The 20,282-nt window shown below is 56.1% G+C and carries 18 protein-coding genes; 12 read left to right on the forward strand and 6 right to left on the reverse strand.

The window, feature by feature from the left end:
- Positions 1-7: 7 nt before the first annotated feature.
- The 4 genes from parE to H7R76_RS03880 all read left to right on the forward strand — a co-directional run bounded on the left by parE (position 8) and on the right by H7R76_RS03880 (position 5,080).
- Entirely contained in the window at positions 8-1,903 is a 1,896-nt protein-coding gene (gene parE / locus H7R76_RS03865; RefSeq protein WP_106929651.1) for a DNA topoisomerase IV subunit B, read from the forward strand.
- Between the two features lie 291 nt (positions 1,904-2,194).
- Positions 2,195-3,172 (forward strand): TRAP transporter substrate-binding protein, encoded by a 978-nt coding sequence (locus H7R76_RS03870; protein WP_106929653.1) that lies wholly within the window; start codon positions 2,195-2,197, stop codon positions 3,170-3,172.
- Positions 3,173-3,229: 57 nt separating this feature from the next.
- Positions 3,230-3,778 carry a TRAP transporter small permease gene (locus H7R76_RS03875; protein WP_106929655.1) on the forward strand — a complete coding sequence of 183 codons (549 nt, stop codon included), beginning with the start codon at positions 3,230-3,232 and terminating at the stop codon, positions 3,776-3,778.
- Positions 3,779-3,790: 12 nt separating this feature from the next.
- Positions 3,791-5,080 carry a TRAP transporter large permease gene (locus H7R76_RS03880; protein WP_106929656.1) on the forward strand — a complete coding sequence of 430 codons (1,290 nt, stop codon included), beginning with the start codon at positions 3,791-3,793 and terminating at the stop codon, positions 5,078-5,080.
- Here the strand turns inward: H7R76_RS03880 and H7R76_RS03885 are convergent.
- Positions 5,031-5,939 carry an AraC family transcriptional regulator gene (locus H7R76_RS03885; RefSeq protein WP_182930006.1) on the reverse strand — a complete coding sequence of 303 codons (909 nt, stop codon included), beginning with the start codon at positions 5,937-5,939 and terminating at the stop codon, positions 5,031-5,033. The genes H7R76_RS03880 and H7R76_RS03885 overlap by 50 nt on opposite strands.
- A gap of 152 nt (positions 5,940-6,091) precedes the next feature.
- Between H7R76_RS03885 and H7R76_RS03890 the strand changes: the two genes are divergently transcribed.
- The 3 genes from H7R76_RS03890 to H7R76_RS03900 all read left to right on the forward strand — a co-directional run bounded on the left by H7R76_RS03890 (position 6,092) and on the right by H7R76_RS03900 (position 10,511).
- Positions 6,092-7,930 carry a DUF2264 domain-containing protein gene (locus H7R76_RS03890; RefSeq protein WP_182967003.1) on the forward strand — a complete coding sequence of 613 codons (1,839 nt, stop codon included), beginning with the start codon at positions 6,092-6,094 and terminating at the stop codon, positions 7,928-7,930.
- Between the two features lie 96 nt (positions 7,931-8,026).
- Entirely contained in the window at positions 8,027-9,295 is a 1,269-nt protein-coding gene (locus tag H7R76_RS03895; RefSeq protein ID WP_106929661.1) for an oligosaccharide MFS transporter, read from the forward strand.
- Between the two features lie 25 nt (positions 9,296-9,320).
- Positions 9,321-10,511: a glycoside hydrolase family 88 protein gene (locus tag H7R76_RS03900; protein WP_182967005.1), complete on the forward strand. Its 1,191-nt coding sequence runs from the start codon at positions 9,321-9,323 to the stop codon at positions 10,509-10,511.
- A 54-nt stretch (positions 10,512-10,565) separates the two neighbouring features.
- Here H7R76_RS03900 and H7R76_RS03905 read toward each other — a convergent pair whose 3' ends face one another.
- Positions 10,566-11,450: a LysR family transcriptional regulator gene (locus tag H7R76_RS03905; protein ID WP_182967007.1), complete on the reverse strand. Its 885-nt coding sequence runs from the start codon at positions 11,448-11,450 to the stop codon at positions 10,566-10,568.
- 130 nt (positions 11,451-11,580) lie between these two features.
- Between H7R76_RS03905 and H7R76_RS03910 the strand changes: the two genes are divergently transcribed.
- Positions 11,581-12,273 (forward strand): HAD family hydrolase, encoded by a 693-nt coding sequence (locus H7R76_RS03910; protein WP_182930009.1) that lies wholly within the window; start codon positions 11,581-11,583, stop codon positions 12,271-12,273.
- Positions 12,274-12,337: 64 nt separating this feature from the next.
- Here the strand turns inward: H7R76_RS03910 and H7R76_RS03915 are convergent, their stop codons facing one another.
- From H7R76_RS03915 to qseB, 4 genes are all read right to left on the reverse strand, one after another.
- Positions 12,338-12,652, reverse strand: coding sequence for a putative quinol monooxygenase (locus H7R76_RS03915; protein ID WP_035896943.1), 315 nt, complete (start codon positions 12,650-12,652; stop codon positions 12,338-12,340).
- Between the two features lie 30 nt (positions 12,653-12,682).
- Positions 12,683-13,264, reverse strand: a complete 582-nt coding sequence (locus tag H7R76_RS03920; RefSeq protein WP_106929666.1) for an NAD(P)H-dependent oxidoreductase — start codon at positions 13,262-13,264, stop codon at positions 12,683-12,685.
- A 106-nt stretch (positions 13,265-13,370) separates the two neighbouring features.
- The gene (gene qseC / locus H7R76_RS03925) at positions 13,371-14,720 is read right to left on the reverse strand and encodes a quorum sensing histidine kinase QseC (protein ID WP_106929667.1); all 1,350 of its coding nucleotides are present in this window, start codon (positions 14,718-14,720) and stop codon (positions 13,371-13,373) included.
- Positions 14,717-15,376: a quorum sensing response regulator transcription factor QseB gene (gene qseB, locus H7R76_RS03930; protein WP_106929669.1), complete on the reverse strand. Its 660-nt coding sequence runs from the start codon at positions 15,374-15,376 to the stop codon at positions 14,717-14,719. The genes qseC and qseB overlap by 4 nt, the downstream gene beginning before the upstream one ends.
- Positions 15,377-15,525: 149 nt before the next feature.
- Here qseB and H7R76_RS03935 point away from each other — a divergent pair, with 149 nt between their 5' ends.
- From H7R76_RS03935 to H7R76_RS03950, 4 genes are all read left to right on the forward strand, one after another.
- Positions 15,526-15,921 (forward strand): YgiW/YdeI family stress tolerance OB fold protein, encoded by a 396-nt coding sequence (locus H7R76_RS03935; RefSeq protein WP_182967009.1) that lies wholly within the window; start codon positions 15,526-15,528, stop codon positions 15,919-15,921.
- 73 nt (positions 15,922-15,994) lie between these two features.
- A complete protein-coding gene (locus tag H7R76_RS03940; RefSeq protein WP_182967011.1) occupies positions 15,995-16,861 on the forward strand; it encodes an AraC family transcriptional regulator in 867 nt (288 codons plus the stop codon).
- Between the two features lie 110 nt (positions 16,862-16,971).
- Positions 16,972-19,230: a DNA topoisomerase IV subunit A gene (gene parC, locus H7R76_RS03945; RefSeq protein ID WP_106929673.1), complete on the forward strand. Its 2,259-nt coding sequence runs from the start codon at positions 16,972-16,974 to the stop codon at positions 19,228-19,230.
- A 217-nt stretch (positions 19,231-19,447) separates the two neighbouring features.
- Complete coding sequence (locus tag H7R76_RS03950) at positions 19,448-20,185, forward strand: 1-acylglycerol-3-phosphate O-acyltransferase (RefSeq protein ID WP_106929675.1); 738 nt, start codon at positions 19,448-19,450, stop codon at positions 20,183-20,185.
- Positions 20,186-20,282: the final 97 nt, after the last annotated feature.

Genomic DNA, 20,282 nt, shown 5'->3' on the forward strand with positions numbered 1-20,282 from the left:
ATAGATCATGACGCAATCTTCTTATAACGCTGATGCCATTGAGGTACTCACCGGGCTTGAGCCGGTTCGCCGCCGTCCGGGGATGTACACAGATACCACACGTCCAAACCACCTGGGTCAGGAAGTTATTGATAACAGTGTGGATGAAGCGCTGGCCGGGCACGCAAAGCGTGTTGAGGTTATCCTTCATGCCGATCAGTCGCTGGAAGTTATCGACGACGGTCGCGGCATGCCCGTCGACATTCACCCGGAAGAGGGCGTACCGGCGGTAGAACTGATCCTTTGTCGCCTGCACGCGGGCGGCAAGTTCTCCAACAAAAACTACCAGTTCTCCGGCGGCCTGCACGGCGTGGGGATCTCGGTGGTTAACGCCCTGTCGAAGCGCGTTGAGGTAAACGTTCGCCGCGATGGTCAGATCTACACTATCGCTTTTGAAAATGGCGACAAGGTTGAAGAGCTGCACGTTTCCGGCACCTGCGGTAAACGCAATACCGGGACCAGCGTCCACTTCTGGCCGGACGAAAGCTTCTTCGACAGCCCGCGCTTTTCCGTCTCCCGCCTCAGCCATCTGCTGAAGGCGAAAGCGGTGCTGTGCCCGGGCGTTGAAATTGTGTTTAAAGACAAGGTTAACGACACCGAACAGACCTGGTGCTACGCCGACGGCCTGAACGACTATCTGTGCGAGGCCGTAAACGGCCTGCCGCTGCTGCCGGAAAAACCGTTTGTCGGTAACTTCTCCGGCGACAGCGAAGCGGTCGACTGGGCGCTGCTGTGGCTGCCGGAAGGCGGCGAGCTGCTGACCGAAAGCTACGTCAACCTGATTCCGACCATGCAGGGCGGTACTCATGTAAACGGCCTGCGTCAGGGACTGCTGGATGCGATGCGTGAGTTCTGCGAATACCGCAATATTCTGCCGCGCGGCGTGAAGCTGTCGGCGGAAGATATCTGGGATCGCTGCGCCTACGTGCTGTCGGTAAAAATGCAGGATCCGCAGTTTGCGGGGCAGACGAAAGAACGCCTTTCCTCACGTCAGTGCGCGGCCTTCGTGTCCGGCGTGGTGAAAGATGCCTTCAGCCTGTGGCTGAACCAGAACGTGCAGGCCGCCGAGCTGCTGGCCGAAATGGCCATTTCCAGCGCCCAGCGTCGTCTGCGCGCGGCGAAAAAAGTCGTGCGTAAAAAGCTCACCAGCGGCCCGGCGCTGCCGGGTAAACTGGCTGACTGTACCGCGCAGGATCTGGCCCGCACCGAACTGTTCCTTGTGGAAGGTGACTCGGCGGGCGGCTCTGCTAAACAGGCTCGTGACCGCGAATATCAGGCGATCATGCCGCTGAAGGGTAAGATCCTCAACACCTGGGAAGTGTCATCCGATGAAGTGCTGGCTTCGCAGGAAGTGCACGATATTTCCGTGGCCATTGGCATCGACCCGGACAGTTCGGATCTCAGCCAGCTGCGCTATGGCAAAATCTGTATCCTCGCGGATGCGGACTCCGATGGTCTGCACATCGCCACGCTGCTGTGCGCGCTGTTTGTGAAGCACTTCCGCGCGCTGGTCAAAGAAGGCCACGTGTACGTGGCGCTGCCGCCGCTGTACCGTATCGATCTGGGGAAAGAGGTTTACTACGCCCTGACCGAAGAGGAAAAAGCGGGCGTGCTGGAACAGCTGAAGCGTAAGAAGGGCAAGCCAAACGTGCAACGCTTTAAAGGTTTGGGGGAAATGAACCCGATGCAGCTGCGCGAAACTACGCTGGATCCCAACACCCGTCGCCTGGTGCAGCTGATCATCAACGATGAAGATGAACAGCAAACCGATGCCACTATGGATATGCTGCTGGCCAAGAAGCGTTCGGAAGATCGTCGTAACTGGCTGCAGGAAAAAGGTGACATGGCCGATCTGGAAGCCTGATGCTCAGCCTCTACCCGCGATAATAAAAAAGAGACGCTTGCGTCTCTTTTTTTATGACCCGCCGCGCGCCTCACCGACCCTTTGAATGGGTCAATTAATCGATTCAATTCTAACTTCTGCACTTTCTGAAATGCCATTTTAAAATTTGGTATGACAGGTCACACTTTAGTTGTATGACTTCTACCATATTCTTCCGCTGGATATAACACACACTTTTGAACATGGACGTCAATCTATGCTGGCAAGTGATTCGCATAGGGAAATTTATCTTTAATCAAAAGAGAATCGTCTATGTTAAGAAGAAAACTGGCAGTAAGCGCTTTAACTTTCTCGTTACTGATGGGGTCCGCGGCGGCAATGGCCAAAACGGTGTTTATTGCTTCAGATGTGCATCCGGCGGATTACCCGACTACCGCAGCGGTTATTCATATGGGGGAAAAGCTCAGTCAACAGACCGACGGGCGGCTGTCCATTCGTATGTTCCCGAGCGGCCAGATGGGGGATGAAAGCACCACGCTGGAAAAGACCCGCGCGGGCGCTATTGATATTCTTCGCGTCTCTATGTCACCGGTTGGCGGCATCCTGCCGCAGGTGAGCGTCTTTAACATGCCGTTCGTATTCCGCGATACCGATCATCAGCATAAGGTGCTGGATGGCGATGTTGGCAGCAAGCTGGCGAAAGAGATCACCGACAGTAAGCTCGGGCTGGTCTTCCTTGGCTGGATGGATGCGGGCTCGCGCAGCTTGATCACCAAAAAACCGATTACCACGCTTGAGGATCTGAAAGGGGTGAAGATCCGACTGCAAAATAACCCGATTGGCCTTGATACCTTCAAAGCGCTGGGCGCGAACCCCATCGTGCTGCCGGTTGGCGACGTTTTTGCCAGTCTGCAAACTGGGGTGATCGATGCCGCGGAAAACAACGAGCCGACCTTTGACACCGAAAACTACGTCGTGGCAGGTACGAAGTATTTTGATCTCACCGAACACTTTATGATCCCGGAAGTGCTCGCTTTCTCAAAGCGCAAATGGAGCAAGCTGTCTGCCGAAGATCAGGCGCTGATTACGAAATTGGCGCAGGAAGCTCAGGCCGAAGAGCGCGTACTGTGGGCTGAATATGTCGAGAAATCCAAACAGCGCCTGCAAAGCCAGGGCGTGAAATTCCTTCCGGTCGACAAGAAACCGTTTGTTGATGCTACCGCGCCGGTCCGTGAGAAATACGGTAAGCAGTTCAGCGAGTTAATGCAGGAAATTCAGGACACCAAGTAAGACGCATAGCGGCAGGCTGGCACGGGCTGGCCTGTCCGTTTTGATCTGGAGATCACAATGAAAAATATCTATGTCCTGGTCATGGATGGCGTGTATCGGATCTGCATCTGGCTGTCAGGGATCAGCCTGTTATTTATGACGTTTATTTATCTGGTGGGGATTTACGCGCGTTTTCGCCCTGATTTTCCCGAATGGCTTGGCTTTCTGCCGCATGCGTCAACCAGCTGGCCGGAGCCGCTGTCGCAGATCTGTATGATCACCTTCTCATTCGTGGGAGCGGCAGCGGCCTATCGTGCGGGCAGCCACATTGCTATCACGATGCTGGTGGATCGCATCAACCCGGTGATGAAAAAAGGGCTGGCGGTGTTTGTCGATCTGGCGATGCTCGCGACCTGCCTGTTTATCATCCACTGGGGGATCGTTGGCTGCATGGATGCCTGGGAAGACGTGGTGCCGTCGCTGCCGTTCCTGACGTCAGGGATCACCCATCTGCCTATTCCGCTGGGCTCGTTCTTTACGCTGCTGTTTGTGGTGGAAAAACTGCTGTGCGGCCCGCAAACGCACCGCGAGCTGGTGCAGTTTGGCTCGCCGAAAGTCGGTCACTGAGGAGCGAACGCAATGGATTTAACGCTGATTATTTTTGTGACGACCTTCGTGGTGCTGATGGCTATCGGTATGCCGGTTGCCTACGCCGTGGGTCTGACTGCGGTGGTGGTGACGGCATTTGCCGACTTTTCTCTCGACGGGCTGATCATCACCATTTTCCACAGTACCGATAACGTCAACCTGCTGACCATCCCGTTTTTTGTGTTTGCGGGGGCCATTATGGCCGAAGGGGGAATGGCGCGAAGATTGGTGGATTTTGCCGGGCTGTTCGTGGGATGGATCCGCGGTGGGCTGTCGCTGGTTAACATTCTGGCGTCTACGCTGTTCGGGGCCATTTCCGGATCGTCGGTCGCCGATACCGCGTCGATCGGATCGGTGCTGATCCCGGAGATGGAGCGCAAGGGGTATCCACGTTCGTTTGGTGCGGTGCTCACCGCCAGCGCCTCGGTGCAGGCGATCCTCGTGCCGCCAAGCCATAACTCGGTGCTGTTTGCGATCGTGGCCAACACCGCGGCGGTGACCATCCCAGCGATGTTCCTCGCAGGGATCATTCCAACGCTGGTGCTATGTCTGACGCTTATCGTGATGTGTCTGATTGCCGCGCGTAAAAACAACTATCCCAAAGAAGAGCGAGTTGAACTTAAGCGCAAGATCAAGATTGCCTCGGACGCCATCTGGGGGCTGATTACCATTGTGATCATCTCCGGCGGTATCCTTTCCGGCTTCTTTACGCCAACCGAGTCGGGGGCAATTGCCTGCATCTGGGCGATGTTCGTCACGTTCTTTATCTATCGCGAATACAAGCTGAAGGATTTCCCGAAGCTGATTCACCGTACTATCAAAACCGTCACCATGGTGATGGTGCTGATCGCGTTCGCCGCTGCGTTTGGCTCGGTGATGACGCTGGTGGGGCTGCCGCAGGAGATCTCCGCTGCACTGCTGTCGTTGTCGGACAACAAGTACGTCATCTTGTTGATTATCAACATTATGCTGCTGCTATTGGGCTGCCTGATGGACATGGCGCCGCTGATCCTGATCCTGACGCCTATTCTACTGCCGGTGGTGGTGGAACTGGGCATCGATCCGGTGCATTTTGGCATCATTATGATGATGAACTTAGGGATTGGTCTTATTACTCCGCCGGTGGGATCGGTGCTGTTCGTGGCCAGCGCCGTCAGCGGGCAGAAGATCGAAACCGTGGTGAAAGCGATGGTCCCGTTCTACTGCGTGCTGTTCCTCGTGCTGGTGATCATCACCTATATTCCGATGATTTCGCTGTGGCTGCCGGCGCATTTCCGCTAGCCTGCCGACGCGAGGCGTGATTTTTTCGATACTGCAAGGGGGTCTCGCCGATCCCCTTTTTAAATGAACTAATAAAGTAGGTCACTTCGGCAAACCCGACCTGTCCGGCAATCTCATTCACCGGCAGCGTGCTGTGCAGCAACAGTTCACAGGCGCGGCGCAGGCGCAGGGTATTCAGGTAGTCGTGAATATGTTCACCGGTCTCGGCGCGAAAGCGGCGCGACAGGTAGCTGCGCGATTTTCCCAGCTCGGCCGCCAGCGCATCGAGGCTGAATTTGTGTTGATAGTTTTCTTCAATCCAGAACATCACCGGGCTGGCAATGCCGCGTGATGTATCGGTCATCTCCTCCTGCACCGGCGGCAGCATATTGAATAAGGTCATCAACATGCAGGCAATCTGCTCGCTGCTCAATGCTGAAACCTGCGCCGCGCGTGCGTACAGGCTGAACAGATGATCGATATGCGGGTGTATTTCGGCCAGATCGGCAACAAATGCCGGGCGGCCACGGGCAGAAAGCGCCAGCAAACGGCGGTAATTTTCCGGGAAATGGCGGAGAAGTTTAGCAATTGCGTGCTGATCGACATGAATAATCGTCCGGCGATAACGGTCCTGGGCTTTCTCATCGACCATGACTTTATGCAGCGTAAACGGTGGGAAGAAAAACAGCCGGCCGGGGCGCATGGTGTACTGCCGATTATCGACAATGACCACGCCAAAACCTTCCTCAACGTAGAGGATCTCCAGACACTGGTGCCAGTGGTGATAGCGCACGGTGTTAGCAAACAGACGACTGAATGACGCTACGGCGTCATTCAGCGTGATGAGCTCCAGATGTTCGGCATTCCAGGACGACGACATGTGCAATATTTTTAAATTTTTACCGGTTTAATCTTACTACTAAACCACTGTTTTAAATTTTATCAAGCGTGGGTTCAGATAATACAATCAGTTGTGACCTGGTTAACATTTCTGCATTACCCGGATTCTCTATGCTTTAGCCACTTTCGAGGATGGTTAAATTAGGGGTCAGGACAGTGACTGAAATATCAAAAATATTGTCATCACGTGAAGACGTTACGGCGACGCTGGTGACGATGCTGAGCGCTCTCGATAAACAATTTCCCGCCCATGCGGCGCAGTTCTCGCTGGGTAATACCTGCGCGCACTACACCCAGGATATCGCGGAGATGGAGGGCTTATCGAGAGCGCTTTGGGGGCTGTTCCCGCTGCTGGCGGGCGGCGCGCAGGTACCATTCAGCGAGAAGTACATCACCGCCATTAAGCTCGGCACCGACCCGCACAGCCCAGCTTACTGGGGCGAAACCGGGCCGTACGACCAGCGTCTGGTTGAGATGGCGGCCTACGGACTCGGTCTGGCGCTGTTGCAGGACAAGCTGACCCGTCACTTTAGCGCCACCGAGCTTGAAAACCTGCACCGTTGGTTGAACCAAATCACCGATGCCCAGATGCCGGACAGCAACTGGAACTACTTCGCGATTATCGTGCAGCTGGGCTTTAAGCGTGCCGGGCTACCGTATGACCAGGCCGCTATCGACCGCCGCTTTACGATGATGGAAGCCTACTATCTTGGCGGTGGCTGGTACTCCGATGGCCCGGGGCGTCCGAAGGATTATTACATCTCGATGGCGTTCCACTTTTACGGCCTGATTTACGCCACGCTGAACGCGGAAGATGACCCAACGCGCGCCGCGACGCTGCGTGAACGTGCCTGCCTGTTTGCCAAAGATTTTATCTATTTTTCCGCCGCCGACGGGGCATCTGTACCGTTTGGCCGCAGCCTGACCTACCGCTTTGCGATGGTCGCTTTCTGGAGCGGCGTGGCCTTCGCCGGGCTCGACGTGTTCTCGCCTGGTGTGGTGAAAGGCATTATCTTGCGTCACCTGCGCTGGTGGCTTGAACAGCCGATTTTCGACCGCGACGGCATCCTGACGCTGGGCTTTGCCTACCCGAATCTGGCGATGTGCGAAGACTACAACTCGCCGGGCTCGCCGTACTGGGCGCTGAAGGTATTCCTGATCATGGCGCTGCCGGAAACCCATGCTTTCTGGCAGGCGGAAGCGCTGCCGCTGCCGAGCCTGGCGCCGGTGCATGCGATTGTACCTGCCCAGCAAATTTTGCAGCACAGCGACAACTCGCAGCATGTGGTGATGCTCACTTCCGGTCAGCTCGAGCTGAACAACTACGTCAACACCGAGGCCAAGTACACTAAATTTGCCTACTCCACGCGCTTTGGCTTCACCATCGAGCGGGGGCGTTACGGTATTAAGCACGCGGCCTGTGACTCGATGCTGCTGCTGTCGGATAACGACAACTACTGGCGCGGCCGCCGCGAATGCGAGAGCGTTGAGATGCTGGACGGCGCGATTTACTCACGCTGGCTGCCGTGGCACGACGTGCAGGTGGATACCTGGCTTATTCCATGCGGCGACTGGCACGTGCGCGTTCACCGCCTGAATACGGCGCGTCGCCTGCAGACGGTGGAAGGGGGTTTTGCGGTGATGAAAGCCGAGGCGGAGCTGACCGTGTGCCAGAGCCTGGTGAACGCGGCCAACGGCGTGAGCGCGGTGGTGGATCTCTCGCCGTTGGCCGTTCGCGTTGCCGATAGCGTCATTACCCCGCCGAACAGCAGCGTGATGTTTGCTGAGTGCGCGGCGATCCCAACGTTAACGGGTGAGATAGCACCCGGTGAACACTGGCTATGCTGCGCCGTGGTGGCAAGCGCTAACCACAATATGCTGTTGCCCGCATTGCCCACGCTGCATATTCAAAATAATACGCTGAACGTGACGGATAACATCAGCGGAAAAATAACAACGCTGAATTTTTAAATACCCGGATAAAAATTAAACCGGAATACCTCCTGACAAACTCTGCCTCACCATGATGCAGAGTTTGTACCCCTACATCGTCTTGTCGAGGACCGTATGGAAAAACTATCGTCAACAAACAGGCTGGAATATTACAAAATAAGCTCATTTATCTTTTTATATTTCTTTACCTGGTCTGCCAGTATTGGTTTATTTGCTATCTGGCTTGGGCAAAAAGCAGAACTCAGCGGTGCGGTAATTGGTACCGTGTTTGCCGTAAACGGCATCTTCTCCGTTATCCTTAAACCGATTTACGGCTACATTCTCGATAAAATAGGGATGAGTAAATATCTGCTCTATTTTGTGGTCGTGATGTCCGCCCTGATGGCGCCGTTCTTTATTTATGTCTACCAACCGCTGCTGCTCTCCTACACCACCGTGGGGATTATTGTTGGTGCTATTTATCTGAGCTTTGCGTGGTATGCCGGCGTGGCAGCCTGTGAATCCTATGCCGATCGCTACAGCCGTCTGAACAACATGGAGTTTGGCCAGATTCGTATGTGGGGCTCGCTCGGCTGGGCGGTGGCGTCGTCGTTCTCCGGCCTGCTGTTTAATATCTCTCCGGCCTACAACTTTATTCTCGGCAGCGTGGCATCGCTGGTCATGCTGGCGGTGTTAATCAGCCTGAAAGTGGATACTGAAACCAGCAACGCCAGCGCGGTTATCTCGAAGGATAAGATTGTCCTGAAAGACGTATTCGACCTGCTGAAAAGCGGCAAGTTCTGGGCTTTCTGCCTGTATGTGGCAGGCGTAGCGTGGATGATGTTTGTGGCTGAGCAGCAGTTCTCCCGCTACTTCGTCACCTTCTTTAGCGATGTGCACGAAGGCAACACTATCTTTGGTTTACTGGGAACCGTACAGTCCGGCACCGAGTTTGTGATGTACATCTTTATGCCGATGTTCGTTAACTATATTGGCGCAAAACGCGGCCTGATCATTGTCGGGGCGCTCGTTGGTGCTCGCCTGGTGATTTCCGGCCTGTGCGACTCGCATCTGCTTATTTCGGTGATTAAACCGCTGTACGGTCTGGAAATTTGCCTGCTGCTGGTATCGGTCTTTAAATATATTGCCGAGCATTTCGATAAACGCGTCAATGCGACCATGTATTTATTGGGTTATCAGGCCATGTTGTATATCGGCAACGTGGTGGTGTCTTCTCCGGCAGGATTATTGTACGACCGCATCGGCTTTGAAAAGACTTATATGATCATGGGGGGTATTGCGCTGTTCTTTACGTTGATATCCGCATTTACCTTATCTGCCTGTAAACGTCAGAATCATCGTCAGCCTGCGCTTGATGTTGCTGAGAATGGTATTTCTAAATAAGTATGACTGAATGAAGGAACCGAATATGTTAAACCCTATCGTTGAGGAAACCCTGCGCGAATTTCCGGGTGCACCCGTTAATCTTCAGACGTTTGACGATGAGCTGTGCTCGGCGCGTAGCCATGTCCTTAAGCTGATTAGCCGTCATTTAACGGATTTCGGTGATAAATTCCCGGGCGAGGCCTGCGTGAACGGCTACTATCCGCTCACCGAAAACGTTGAGTGGACCACCAGCTTCTGGACCGGTCAACTGTGGCTGGCCTGGGAGATGACCGGTGAGGAGAAATACCGGGCGCTGGCGGAAAAACACGTGCGCTCGTTCGGCCTGCGTATTGCGGGCCGCTGCGACACCAACACGCATGACCTGGGCTTCCTGTACACGCTTTCCTGCGTGTCAGCGTGGCGCTTGACCGGCAATCGCGATGCGCGCGGCTTCTCTTTGCAGGCAGCGGAAGCGCTGCTGGAGCGCTTCCATCGTAAAGCGGAAATTATCCAGGCCTGGGGCGTACTGACCGACCCGGAGCAGGCGGGGCGCATGATTATCGACTGCACCATGAACCTGCCGTTGCTCTACTGGGCGACTGAACAAACCGGCGATCCAAGATTCGCCGACGCCGCACGCGCTCACGTACGCCAGTCGGCGAAGTATCTGGTGCGTGAAGACGCCTCGACCTACCACACCTACTACATGGACGTGCAGACCGGTGCGCCGCGCTTTGGCAAAACGCAGCAGGGCTATGCGGATGATTCCTGCTGGTCGCGCGGGCAGGCGTGGGGCATTTACGGCTTTATGTTGAGCTTCCTCTATACCGGCGATAAAGAACTGATTAGCCTGTCGAAAAAACTGGCCAACTACTTCCTCAACCGCCTGCCGGAAGACCACGTATGCCACTGGGATCTGGCGCTGGTGGGCACCGACGCGCTGCGGGATTCATCCTCGGCGGCGATTGCGGTGTGCGGCTTGCTGGAGCTGGTGAAGCATCTGCCGACCACCGATCCGGATCGTGAGCGCTATCAGCAGTGGGCGATGGGCATTATGTCCTCGCTGTCGAAACATTATCTGATGGGCATTGATGAGCCGGGTACCGGCGTGCTGAAGCATTCGGTCTATCACTTCGCCAGCGATAAGGGCGTGGATGAATGCTGTAGCTGGGGGGATTACTTCTATGTGGAAGCGCTGGTGCGCATGACGCAGAGCTGGAAGCTGTACTGGTAGTTCAGGGTGAGATCCCACCGGATAGCGCTGAAAAACGCTATCCGGTCTGCTGTTTTAAACGCCCTTGTCGTATGGATTCAGGGCGACTATCTGCAAGAAGGCATCTCTAAACGTATTATCACGGCGTGGGTTCCATGCCGTTCCAATCTGCCAATTTGTCTGAGTCCCTGGCAGGCTGCGCGTCGTGACCCCGGCAGGAAGAAAGTGCCGGACGCTGGCGGGCAGAATCGCCACGCCGTTCCCTCCGGCAATCAGCGCCAGCAGCGACGGGATATCATCGGCCGCAGATATGGGGCTGGCCTCTGGATATATGTTTTGCAAAACGTCACGGGTTTGCTGTGCCAGGCATTGGCTGGCATCGGGATGAATTTGTAACAGCGGCGATGACGAAAGAAGCCGCTGAAGATCATCCTGAGACCTGTCATCCGGCAGCGCCAGAATGAGTTGCTCCTCATCGATAAGCGTGAACGCGAGCGTATCAGGTACCGGTAGCCGCAGAAAGCCCGCGTCCAGTTGGCCCTCATGCAGCATGTTTATCTGGGTACTCGAAGGAAGGTGGCGCAGCGTCACATGGCAGTCAGGGTGTTTTTGCCGGAACGCATTTATCCACCGGGGAACGCACTGGAATGAGGATATGCCAACGCCCAGCGTTAATGTGTTTTCGGCTTCTTTATTAATACTTTTCGCGTAATGAATAAAATCAGCGTGTGAGTGTAAGAGCTGATGGGCTCTGTCGAGCAGTTTATTTCCGGTCTCGGTTAACTGCGCCCCGTGGCGACCACGGTGAAATAGCGGGTTGCCAACAAGAGACTCTAACGCTTTTATTTGCTTGGATAATGCGGGTTGCGTGAGGTACAACGCATCCGCCGCCTGGTGATAGCTTCCCTTTTCCGCAAGCACGACGAACGCGCGCAGCAGCTTGACATCGATTCCTTTCATTTATCGCACCTGAACACAATGGAATTATACATTCCCCGCCAACAAGGCCACGATCACTGTAACGGCTAAAAGAGCGCTGAGCCAGCCTTTTCAGGCCGCAGCGCAAGACACATTCAGTGAGGGAATCTCTATGGTAAAGGCTGTCGCGGTACTGTTTGATATGGACGGTGTGCTTATTGATTCAAATGCGGTGATTGAGCGAGCGTGGCGCGAGGCGGCGGGCCTGTATGGCAAGACCATTTCCGATGACGAGATGGCGAAGCATATTCACGGTCAGCCCGGCCCGCATACGATTAAGGCGCTGTTCGGCGATCTGCCGTTGGCCGATCGGCAACGGGTTCAGCAATATATTATTGATGCTGAAAATACGGCTGACTACGATCCCATTCCCGGCGTGGGGAAACTGATTAGCGCGTTACACGCCGCCGGCGTGCCCGTGGGCATTGTCACCAGCGGCTGGCGGCAGAAAATCGATCGCGTCACCGCCATGCTACAGGTAGCGCACTGTATCTCGGTTATTGTTGAACGCGATGATGTGGCGCGTGGCAAACCGCATCCGGACCCTTATCTGCTGGCGGCACGGCGGCTGGCGGTGCCTGCCGAACAAACCGTGGTCTTTGAGGATTCGCCGAGCGGTATTAGCGCAGCCGTTTCCGCAGGGGCGTGTTGCATTGGTATTGGCGGGAAAGCATTAACAGAATTTGGCACCACGATCGCCATCGCTGACTTTACCGGCGTGGCGGTAGCCGCAAGAGGGGAGGATGAGGTGGTGATGTCATTTGGCGCTGAATATGCGCTGAGTATAGCGACCAGCAGGCCATGAGCATCATGCACAAGGCCTGAGGCAGAGCCGGGCAAGTAAAGCACCCGGCTCAAAAGCTGTGCGTTTAAACGCCCGCTTCCAGAATACGAATGGTCGTATCCAGCACGTCGCCTTTCACCGCTTCGCTCCAGGCTTTCATGTGCGGGGTTTGCAGGTGCGCTTCAAGGTGCGCGACGCTTTCCCACACTTCAACCATCACGATAGAGTCCGGCGCGGTGGTCTGGAAGCTAACGCCTGCGGCGTGGTCCACCATCGGCGCGTAGCCGTGGCAGCCGTCTTCTTTCAGTACGGTTGGGATAATTTTGGTGAACTGTTCCAGTACCGCCTGACGATGATGTTGGCCCGGACGAGTACGGATTTCAGCAATAACTGTCAACATGATTAACTCCTTCTAATTCCAGGTGACCAGTTAACCAAAAATCTTCGCAAGATGCTCGCGGTATTCTGCAACATAACGTGGAATGTCAGGCATTTTAATCACGTCGTTGGCAATAAAGGTCGGCAGCGCTTCCATTCCCAGGAACTGGTTGGCTTTGTGGAACGGCAGGTAAACGCCGTCAACGCCCACGCCGTGGAAGAACTGGTCTTTATCGGTAAAGGCTTCCATTGGGGCATTCCAGGTCAGAGACAGCATATAGGTCTTGCCCTGAATCAGACCGCCGGAGCCGTATTTTTTGCTGGCATCGGAACGGGTACGGCCATCGCTGGCATACAGCGTGCCGTGACCTTCGGTGAAGACATCATCGATATATTTTTTGACGGTCCACGGTGCGCCCATCCACCAGCCCGGCATCTGCCAGATAACGGAATCGGCCCACAGGAAGTTCTGCACTTCGGCTTTGACATCGTAGTCGCCGTCGGCGCGAACCACTCTAACATCATGCCCGAGGTCGCGCAGGAAGGTTTCCGCGACTTCGGTCAGGGTGTCATTCAGCTGGCCGTTGGAGTGGCCGAATTTTTTCGCGCCGTTAACAATCAGAATGTTGCTCATTATTTATCCTCAATAAAATGCTTTTGTCAGCCATGATACTCGGCGTGCCGAAGAGGTTAAATGTGCAAAATGTGCAAAGTCTTTTGCTAAAAGAGCAATAATCGGTCTACCAGCGAATATCAGCCTGGAATCCGCCTCCGGGGGCATTGTGAAATGTGGCCGACATCTGATGCAGCGCGGCGATGCGCTGCACGATAGACAGCCCCAGGCCGCTGCCGGTTTCATCCTGTCCCGGTGGGCGATAGAACCGTTCACCGACGCGCGCCAGCGCCTCCGGGCTGATGCCGGGGCCGTTGTCGCGCACGCTAAAACCCTCAGGCGTCAGCGTGACGTCGACCACGCTGCCGGCCGGGCTGTAGCGCACCGCGTTATCGAGTAGATTACGCACCAGCAGCCCAAGCAGCAGCGGCTGCGCGGTGCGCGATACCGGTGGCTCGCCGGTATGCAGGCGGACTTCAATGCCCGCTTTTTGTGCGGTGTGGTAGATGTCCATGACCGAAGATTGCAGCAGATCGTCGAGCACCACGGTCTGCACGTCCGCCAGCTGTTCCAGCGAATCCAGGCGTGAAAGGGTCAACAGCTGTTCGACTAAGCGGGTCGCCCGGTCGATGCCCGCGTGCAGCTGTGCCAGCGCCCGACGCTGGCCCGACGGATCGCCCTGCGAGAGTTCTGCCACTTCGGCCTGTACCCGCAGCGCGGTCAGTGGGCTACGTAGCTCGTGCGCGGCGTCAGAGGTAAAGCGTCGCTCGCGGGTCATCATGTCATGGGTGCGGCGGAACAGCTGATTAAGCGCGTCCAGCAGCGGACGAACTTCGCTAGGCACGCCGTCGGTGCTGAGCGCTTCACCGGCGTCCGGGTCGCGCTGGCGCAGCGTCCGGGTCAATTTTTTCAGCGGTGCCAGCTCGCGGCTGAGCAGGACAATCAGCAGCAAAAACATGATCGGTAGGGCGATAAGCCATGGCGTCAGCTGACCGGTGATGATATCCAGCGCCATCTCCCGGCGATAATCCCACTCCTGGCCGACCACGATACGGTACTTTTTATCGGCGGTCGTCAGCCACAGAAAGCGCCAGCTGTCGTCATCATTGCTAAGCTGGCCGTCGTCAAAGCCTTCGCGCCGGTAGTGATAAGGAATATACGGCCCGTTCTCGCCGTCGTGCAGCACCATTTTCCCATCGGTCGTGTAGATGGCGAAGGCGATGGCATCTTCGTCGAGATGGCCGTGCTTGACCTTTTTCGGCGCGCGTACCCACTGGCGTGAGGTGGTTAAATCGGCAAAATCCATGGCGCTGATGCGCTTGGCAAACAGCATCTGCTGGGTATCGAAGAGTTTATCCAGCTTATGGGTGGTTTGCTTCCAGGCAATCGCGCTGGCAAAACACCAGGTGATGGCGGAAAGCAGCATAAACAGGAGCGTCAGACGAACGCGCAGACTGAGGCGGCGGAATAGATTCATTGGTCACCCAGGGTGTAGCCGATACCGTGAACGGTGCGTATAAACGTGCTGCCGAGCTTGCGGCGCAGATGATGGACATGCACTTCAATGGCGTTACTGGAAACGTCTTCATCCCAGCTATAGAGCTTCTCTTCGATAAGCTTACGCGGCAGTACGCGCCCGACGTTACGCAGCAGCAGCTCCAGCAGGGCGAACTCTTTAGGTTTGAGGGCCAGCGGTTCACCGTTTAACGTCGCGGTGAGGCTACCGGGGTCCAGTTCGACATCGCCGTGACGCAGCGTGCTGCTGGGCTGGCCGTGGGCGCGGCGAATCAGCGCTTCCAGCCTGGCGGCCAGCTCGATCAGGGCGAACGGTTTGCACAGGTAATCATCAGCCCCGAGGCGCAGCCCCTCTACGCGCTGGCTGAGCGCATCGCGGGCGGTGAGGATTAGCACCGGCTCACGGCGGGTTTTTTCGCGCCATTCGCGCAGGATATCCAGCCCGTCGATGCCGGGGAGCGTCAGGTCGAGGATGACCGCGTCATAGGGGGCGTTATAGAGCGCAATTTTCCCTTCTTCACCGCGGGTAAACCAGTCGAGCGTAAAGCCCATTTTCCCCAACCCGGCTTTGATACCATCGCCGATAAGCTTGTCATCTTCTACCAACAAAATGCGCATCTTTTGCTCCTTGCCGACACCGTGAATGCCAAGTAAACCGCGCCTTTGCTGCTGCTGTACAGCAAAAATAATTCTTTTTTTCGCTTAAGAAGTTGTTAAGAATTGCACGGTGTAATAGCGAGCACAGACAATAAAAAGGAGACATCATCATGAAGAAACTTGCTGCTTTCGCTGCCATTCTGGCACTGGCATCCGCACCGGCCTTCGCGGCCAACCAGGGTGGTTTTTCCGGCCCCACCAGCACTTCTAGCGCGCAAACCGGCGGTTTTACCGGGCCTACCGGGACGGTAACCACGGCGGCAAACGCCAAATCAATGCGTGACGATACCTGGGTAACGCTGCGCGGCAATATTACCGAGCGTATTTCCGACGACCTGTATATTTTTAAAGATGCCAGCGGCACCATCAACGTGGATATCGACCACAAGCGCTGGAACGGCCAGACCATCTCTCCTCAGGATCTTGTTGAAATCCAGGGTGAAGTGGACAAAGACTGGAACTCCGTGGAAATTGATGTGAAGCAGATTCGTAAAGTGAATCCATAATCGACAATACTGCGCAAGATCGGTCAGGATTCGCTGCCGCCCGGAGGGCAAAATGGGCCACATGGAGGCAGTGATGAATGACCTGATTAGCGCGGCTTATGCCAAACGCCTGCGGCGCGTTTGCGACCACATTGAGCGTCATCTGGATGAGCCTCTATCGATTGAGGCGTTAAGTCGGATGGCGCACAGCTCGCCGTTTCATTTCCACCGGCAGTTTACCGCCTGGTGCGGCCTGCCGCTGTATCGCTATATCCAGTGGTTACGTCTGCGCCGCGCTTCCTGGCGGCTGGCGTTTAACCCGCAGGATAAGGTTATCGATATTGCGCTGGATGCCGGGTTTCAGAATCCGGAGTCGTTCACTCGTGCCTTTAAAACCGCGTTTGGCCAGAGCCCGCGCCAGTTCCGTCAAAAACCGAACTGGGCGGCCTGGCACCAACGCGTACCTAAACTGGCATTACAGGAGCAGAACGTAATGGACGTGAAAATCGTTGAATTTCCGCATACCAACGTCGCCATGTTGATCCATCAAGGGCATCCGGATCGGGTAAACGACAGCGCGGCAACCTTTATTGAATGGCGACGCAGCACCGGGTTTTCTCCGGTGAAAAGTAGCCAAACTTACGGCATTGCCTGGCACGACCCACAAACGACGCCGCCGGAGCAGTTTCGCTTTGATATCTGCGGCAGCGTCGCAGCACCGATACCGGAGAACGCGTTTGGCGTGGTTAACGCTGAAATCCCCGGCGGGCGCTGCGCGGTGGTGCGTCATCAGGGCTCGCTGGATTCACTGTCTGACAGCGTCTGGTACTTGTTCCGCGAATGGCTACCGGGCAGCGGTGAAACGCCGCGCGATTTCCCGGTCTTCTTCCAGTACCGCAATTTCGTCCATGAAGTCCCCGAGCACGCGCTGATAACGGACATCTATCTGCCGCTGCGTTAACTTCCTCGCAACCTATCTCACGGTTTGTGACTCAGACCGTGAGATAGGGTATTATCTGCGGCAATATTGCCGTCCGAACGGTCAGCATGCAGATTGAGGATCCACTGTTAATGAGCGATATGGCAGAGCGCCTTGCGCTACATGAATTTACGGAAAACGCCTACTTAAATTACTCCATGTACGTCATCATGGACCGCGCGTTGCCGTTTATTGGCGACGGCCTGAAGCCGGTTCAGCGCCGCATCGTTTACGCGATGTCGGAGCTGGGCCTGAACGCCAGCGCCAAATTCAAAAAATCCGCCCGTACCGTCGGCGACGTGCTGGGTAAATATCACCCGCACGGCGACAGCGCGTGCTATGAAGCGATGGTGCTGATGGCGCAGCCGTTCTCCTACCGTTACCCGCTGGTTGATGGTCAGGGGAACTGGGGGGCGCCGGATGACCCGAAATCCTTCGCCGCGATGCGTTACACCGAATCGCGCCTGTCGAAGTACTCCGAACTGCTGCTCAGCGAGCTGGGCCAGGGCACGGCGGACTGGGTGCCGAACTTTGACGGCACGATGCAGGAGCCGAAAATGCTGCCTGCGCGTCTGCCAAACATCCTGCTGAACGGCACCACCGGTATTGCCGTGGGCATGGCGACGGATATCCCGCCGCACAACCTGCGTGAAGTGGCGAAAGCGGCGATTACGTTGATTGAAAAACCGCAAACCACCCTCGACGAGGTGCTGGATATCGTCCAGGGGCCGGACTACCCGACTGAAGCGGAAATCATCACCTCCCGTGCGGAAATCCGCAAAATTTACCAGAACGGTCGCGGCTCCGTGCGTATGCGCGCGGTGTGGACGAAAGAAGACGGCGCGGTGGTGATTACCGCGCTGCCGCACCAGGTGTCCGGCGCGAAGGTGCTGGAGCAAATTGCCGCCCAGATGCGCAATAAAAAGCTGCCGATGGTAGATGACCTGCGCGATGAATCTGACCACGAGAACCCGACCCGTCTGGTGATCGTACCGCGCTCCAACCGCGTGGACATGGAGCCGGTGATGCATCACCTGTTCGCCACCACCGATCTGGAAAAAAGCTACCGCATTAACCTGAACATGATCGGCCTTGACGGCCGCCCAGCGGTGAAAAATCTGCTGGAAATCCTCACCGAGTGGCTGGCGTTCCGCCGCGACACGGTGCGCCGTCGTCTGAACTACCGTCTGGAGAAAGTGCTCAAGCGCCTGCATATCCTCGAAGGCTTGCTGGTGGCGTTTCTCAACATCGATGAAGTTATCGAGATTATCCGCCACGAAGATGAGCCGAAGCCCGCGCTGATGTCGCGCTTTGGCATCAGCGAAACCCAGGCGGAAGCGATCCTTGAGCTGAAGCTGCGCCATCTCGCCAAACTCGAAGAGATCAAGATTCGCGGCGAGCAGGACGAACTGGCTAAAGAGCGCGATCATCTGCAGGCCATCCTTGCCTCCGAGCGTAAGATGAGCAATCTGCTGAAGAAAGAGCTGCAGGCCGACGCCGAAGCCTTCGGCGACGACCGTCGTTCACCGCTGCGCGAGCGTGAAGAGGCGAAGGCGATGAGTGAGCACGACATGCTGCCGTCTGAGCCGGTCACCATCGTGCTGTCGCAAATGGGCTGGGTGCGCAGCGCCAAAGGCCACGATATCGACGCGCAGGGCCTGAGCTACAAATCCGGCGACAGCTGGAAGGCGTCGGTGAAAGGCAAGAGCAACCAGCCGGTAGTGTTTGTTGATACTACCGGGCGCAGCTACGCCATCGACCCGATCACGCTGCCGTCCGCGCGCGGGCAGGGCGAGCCGCTCACCGGCAAGCTAACGCTGCCGCCGGGAGCGACCGTTGAGCATATGCTGATGGAAGGCGACGACACGAAGCTGCTGATGGCTTCCGACGCGGGCTACGGTTTCATCTGCACCTTCAATGACCTTGTCGCGCGTAACCGTGCCGGTAAGGCGCTGATTTCACTGCCGGATAACGCGCACGTGATGCCGCCACTGGTGATTGAAGACGAGTCGGATATGCTGCTGGCCATTACCGCCGCGGGCCGTATGCTGATGTTCCCGCTGAGCGATCTGCCGCAGCTGTCGAAAGGTAAGGGCAACAAGATTATCAATATTCCGTCGGCGGAAGCCGCCAGCGGTACCGATAGTCTGGCGCACCTGTACATCCTGCCGCCGCAGAGCACGCTGACCTTCCACGTCGGCAAGCGTAAGATCAAACTGCGCCCGGAAGAGCTGCAAAAAGTGACCGGCGAGCGCGGCCGCCGTGGGACGCTGATGCGCGGCCTGCAGAAAATCGACCGTGTCGACATTGATTCGCCGCAGCGCGCGCAGGCGGCCGACAGCGAAGAGTAAGCGTTTCCCCCGTCATCGGGCGGGGGAAAAATTGCTGCAAAACCGTTGTTAATTCAACCATTGCGATTAACAATACCCCTTTGCAGGGGTCTGCAAGTAACCAAGCCCTGTCCGGTATACGTGCCCCGTCAGGCGGGCTGAAAATGTGCGTTTTACGTACATATCAGCGGTGCATCGACGGGTATAATTCTAAGCGGTTCAGGGTTCAGAGGACGCTATGCTATTTATTTTACGTGTCATTATTGTTGTCATTTACTGCATTCTGGTATGCATCTTTGGCTGTATCTACTGTCTGTTCAGCCCGCGTAACCCAAAACACGTTGCCACCTTTGGCCACATGTTCGGCCGACTGGCACCGGTCTTCGGTTTAAAAGTGGAAACCCGCAAGCCGGCCAATGCCGACAGCTTTGGCAACGCTATCTACATCGCTAACCACCAGAACAACTACGACATGGTGACTGCGGCCAATATCGTGCTGCCGCCTACCGTTACGGTTGGGAAGAAAAGTCTGGTATGGGTTCCGTTCTTCGGCCTGCTGTACTGGCTAACGGGTAACCTGCTGATTGACCGTAACAACCGCGCGAAAGCGCACGGTACGATCTCTGAAGTGGTGAACAGTTTTCAGACACGCAAAATCTCCTTCTGGATGTTCCCGGAAGGCACCCGCAGCCGCGGCCGTGGCCTGCTGCCGTTTAAAACCGGCGCGTTCCACGCGGCTATCGCCTCCGGCGTACCGATTATTCCGGTCTGCGTGTCGAACACCTCGAACAAAATCAAGCTCAACCGCTGGAACAATGGCCTGGTGATTGTGGAAATGCTGGACCCGATCGACACCAGCGCGTGGGGCAAAGATCAGGTACGCGAGCTGGCGAAACACTGCCGCGAAGTGATGAAGGCGAAAATTGACGAGCTGGACCAGGAAGTGGCCGCGCGCGAGTCTGCCGCTAAAAAATAATGACCGTCGGCGGCGCGCAAACGCGCTTGCCGTATGCCGTTTTGCTGTTGGGAAAGTGATTTCCCACGTTTGATTTGTCAGTTTTGATGGAGCTTAT

The sequence above is a fragment of the Klebsiella sp. WP8-S18-ESBL-06 genome (assembly GCF_014169755.1).
GTDB classification, from domain to species: domain Bacteria; phylum Pseudomonadota; class Gammaproteobacteria; order Enterobacterales; family Enterobacteriaceae; genus Kluyvera; species Kluyvera ascorbata_B.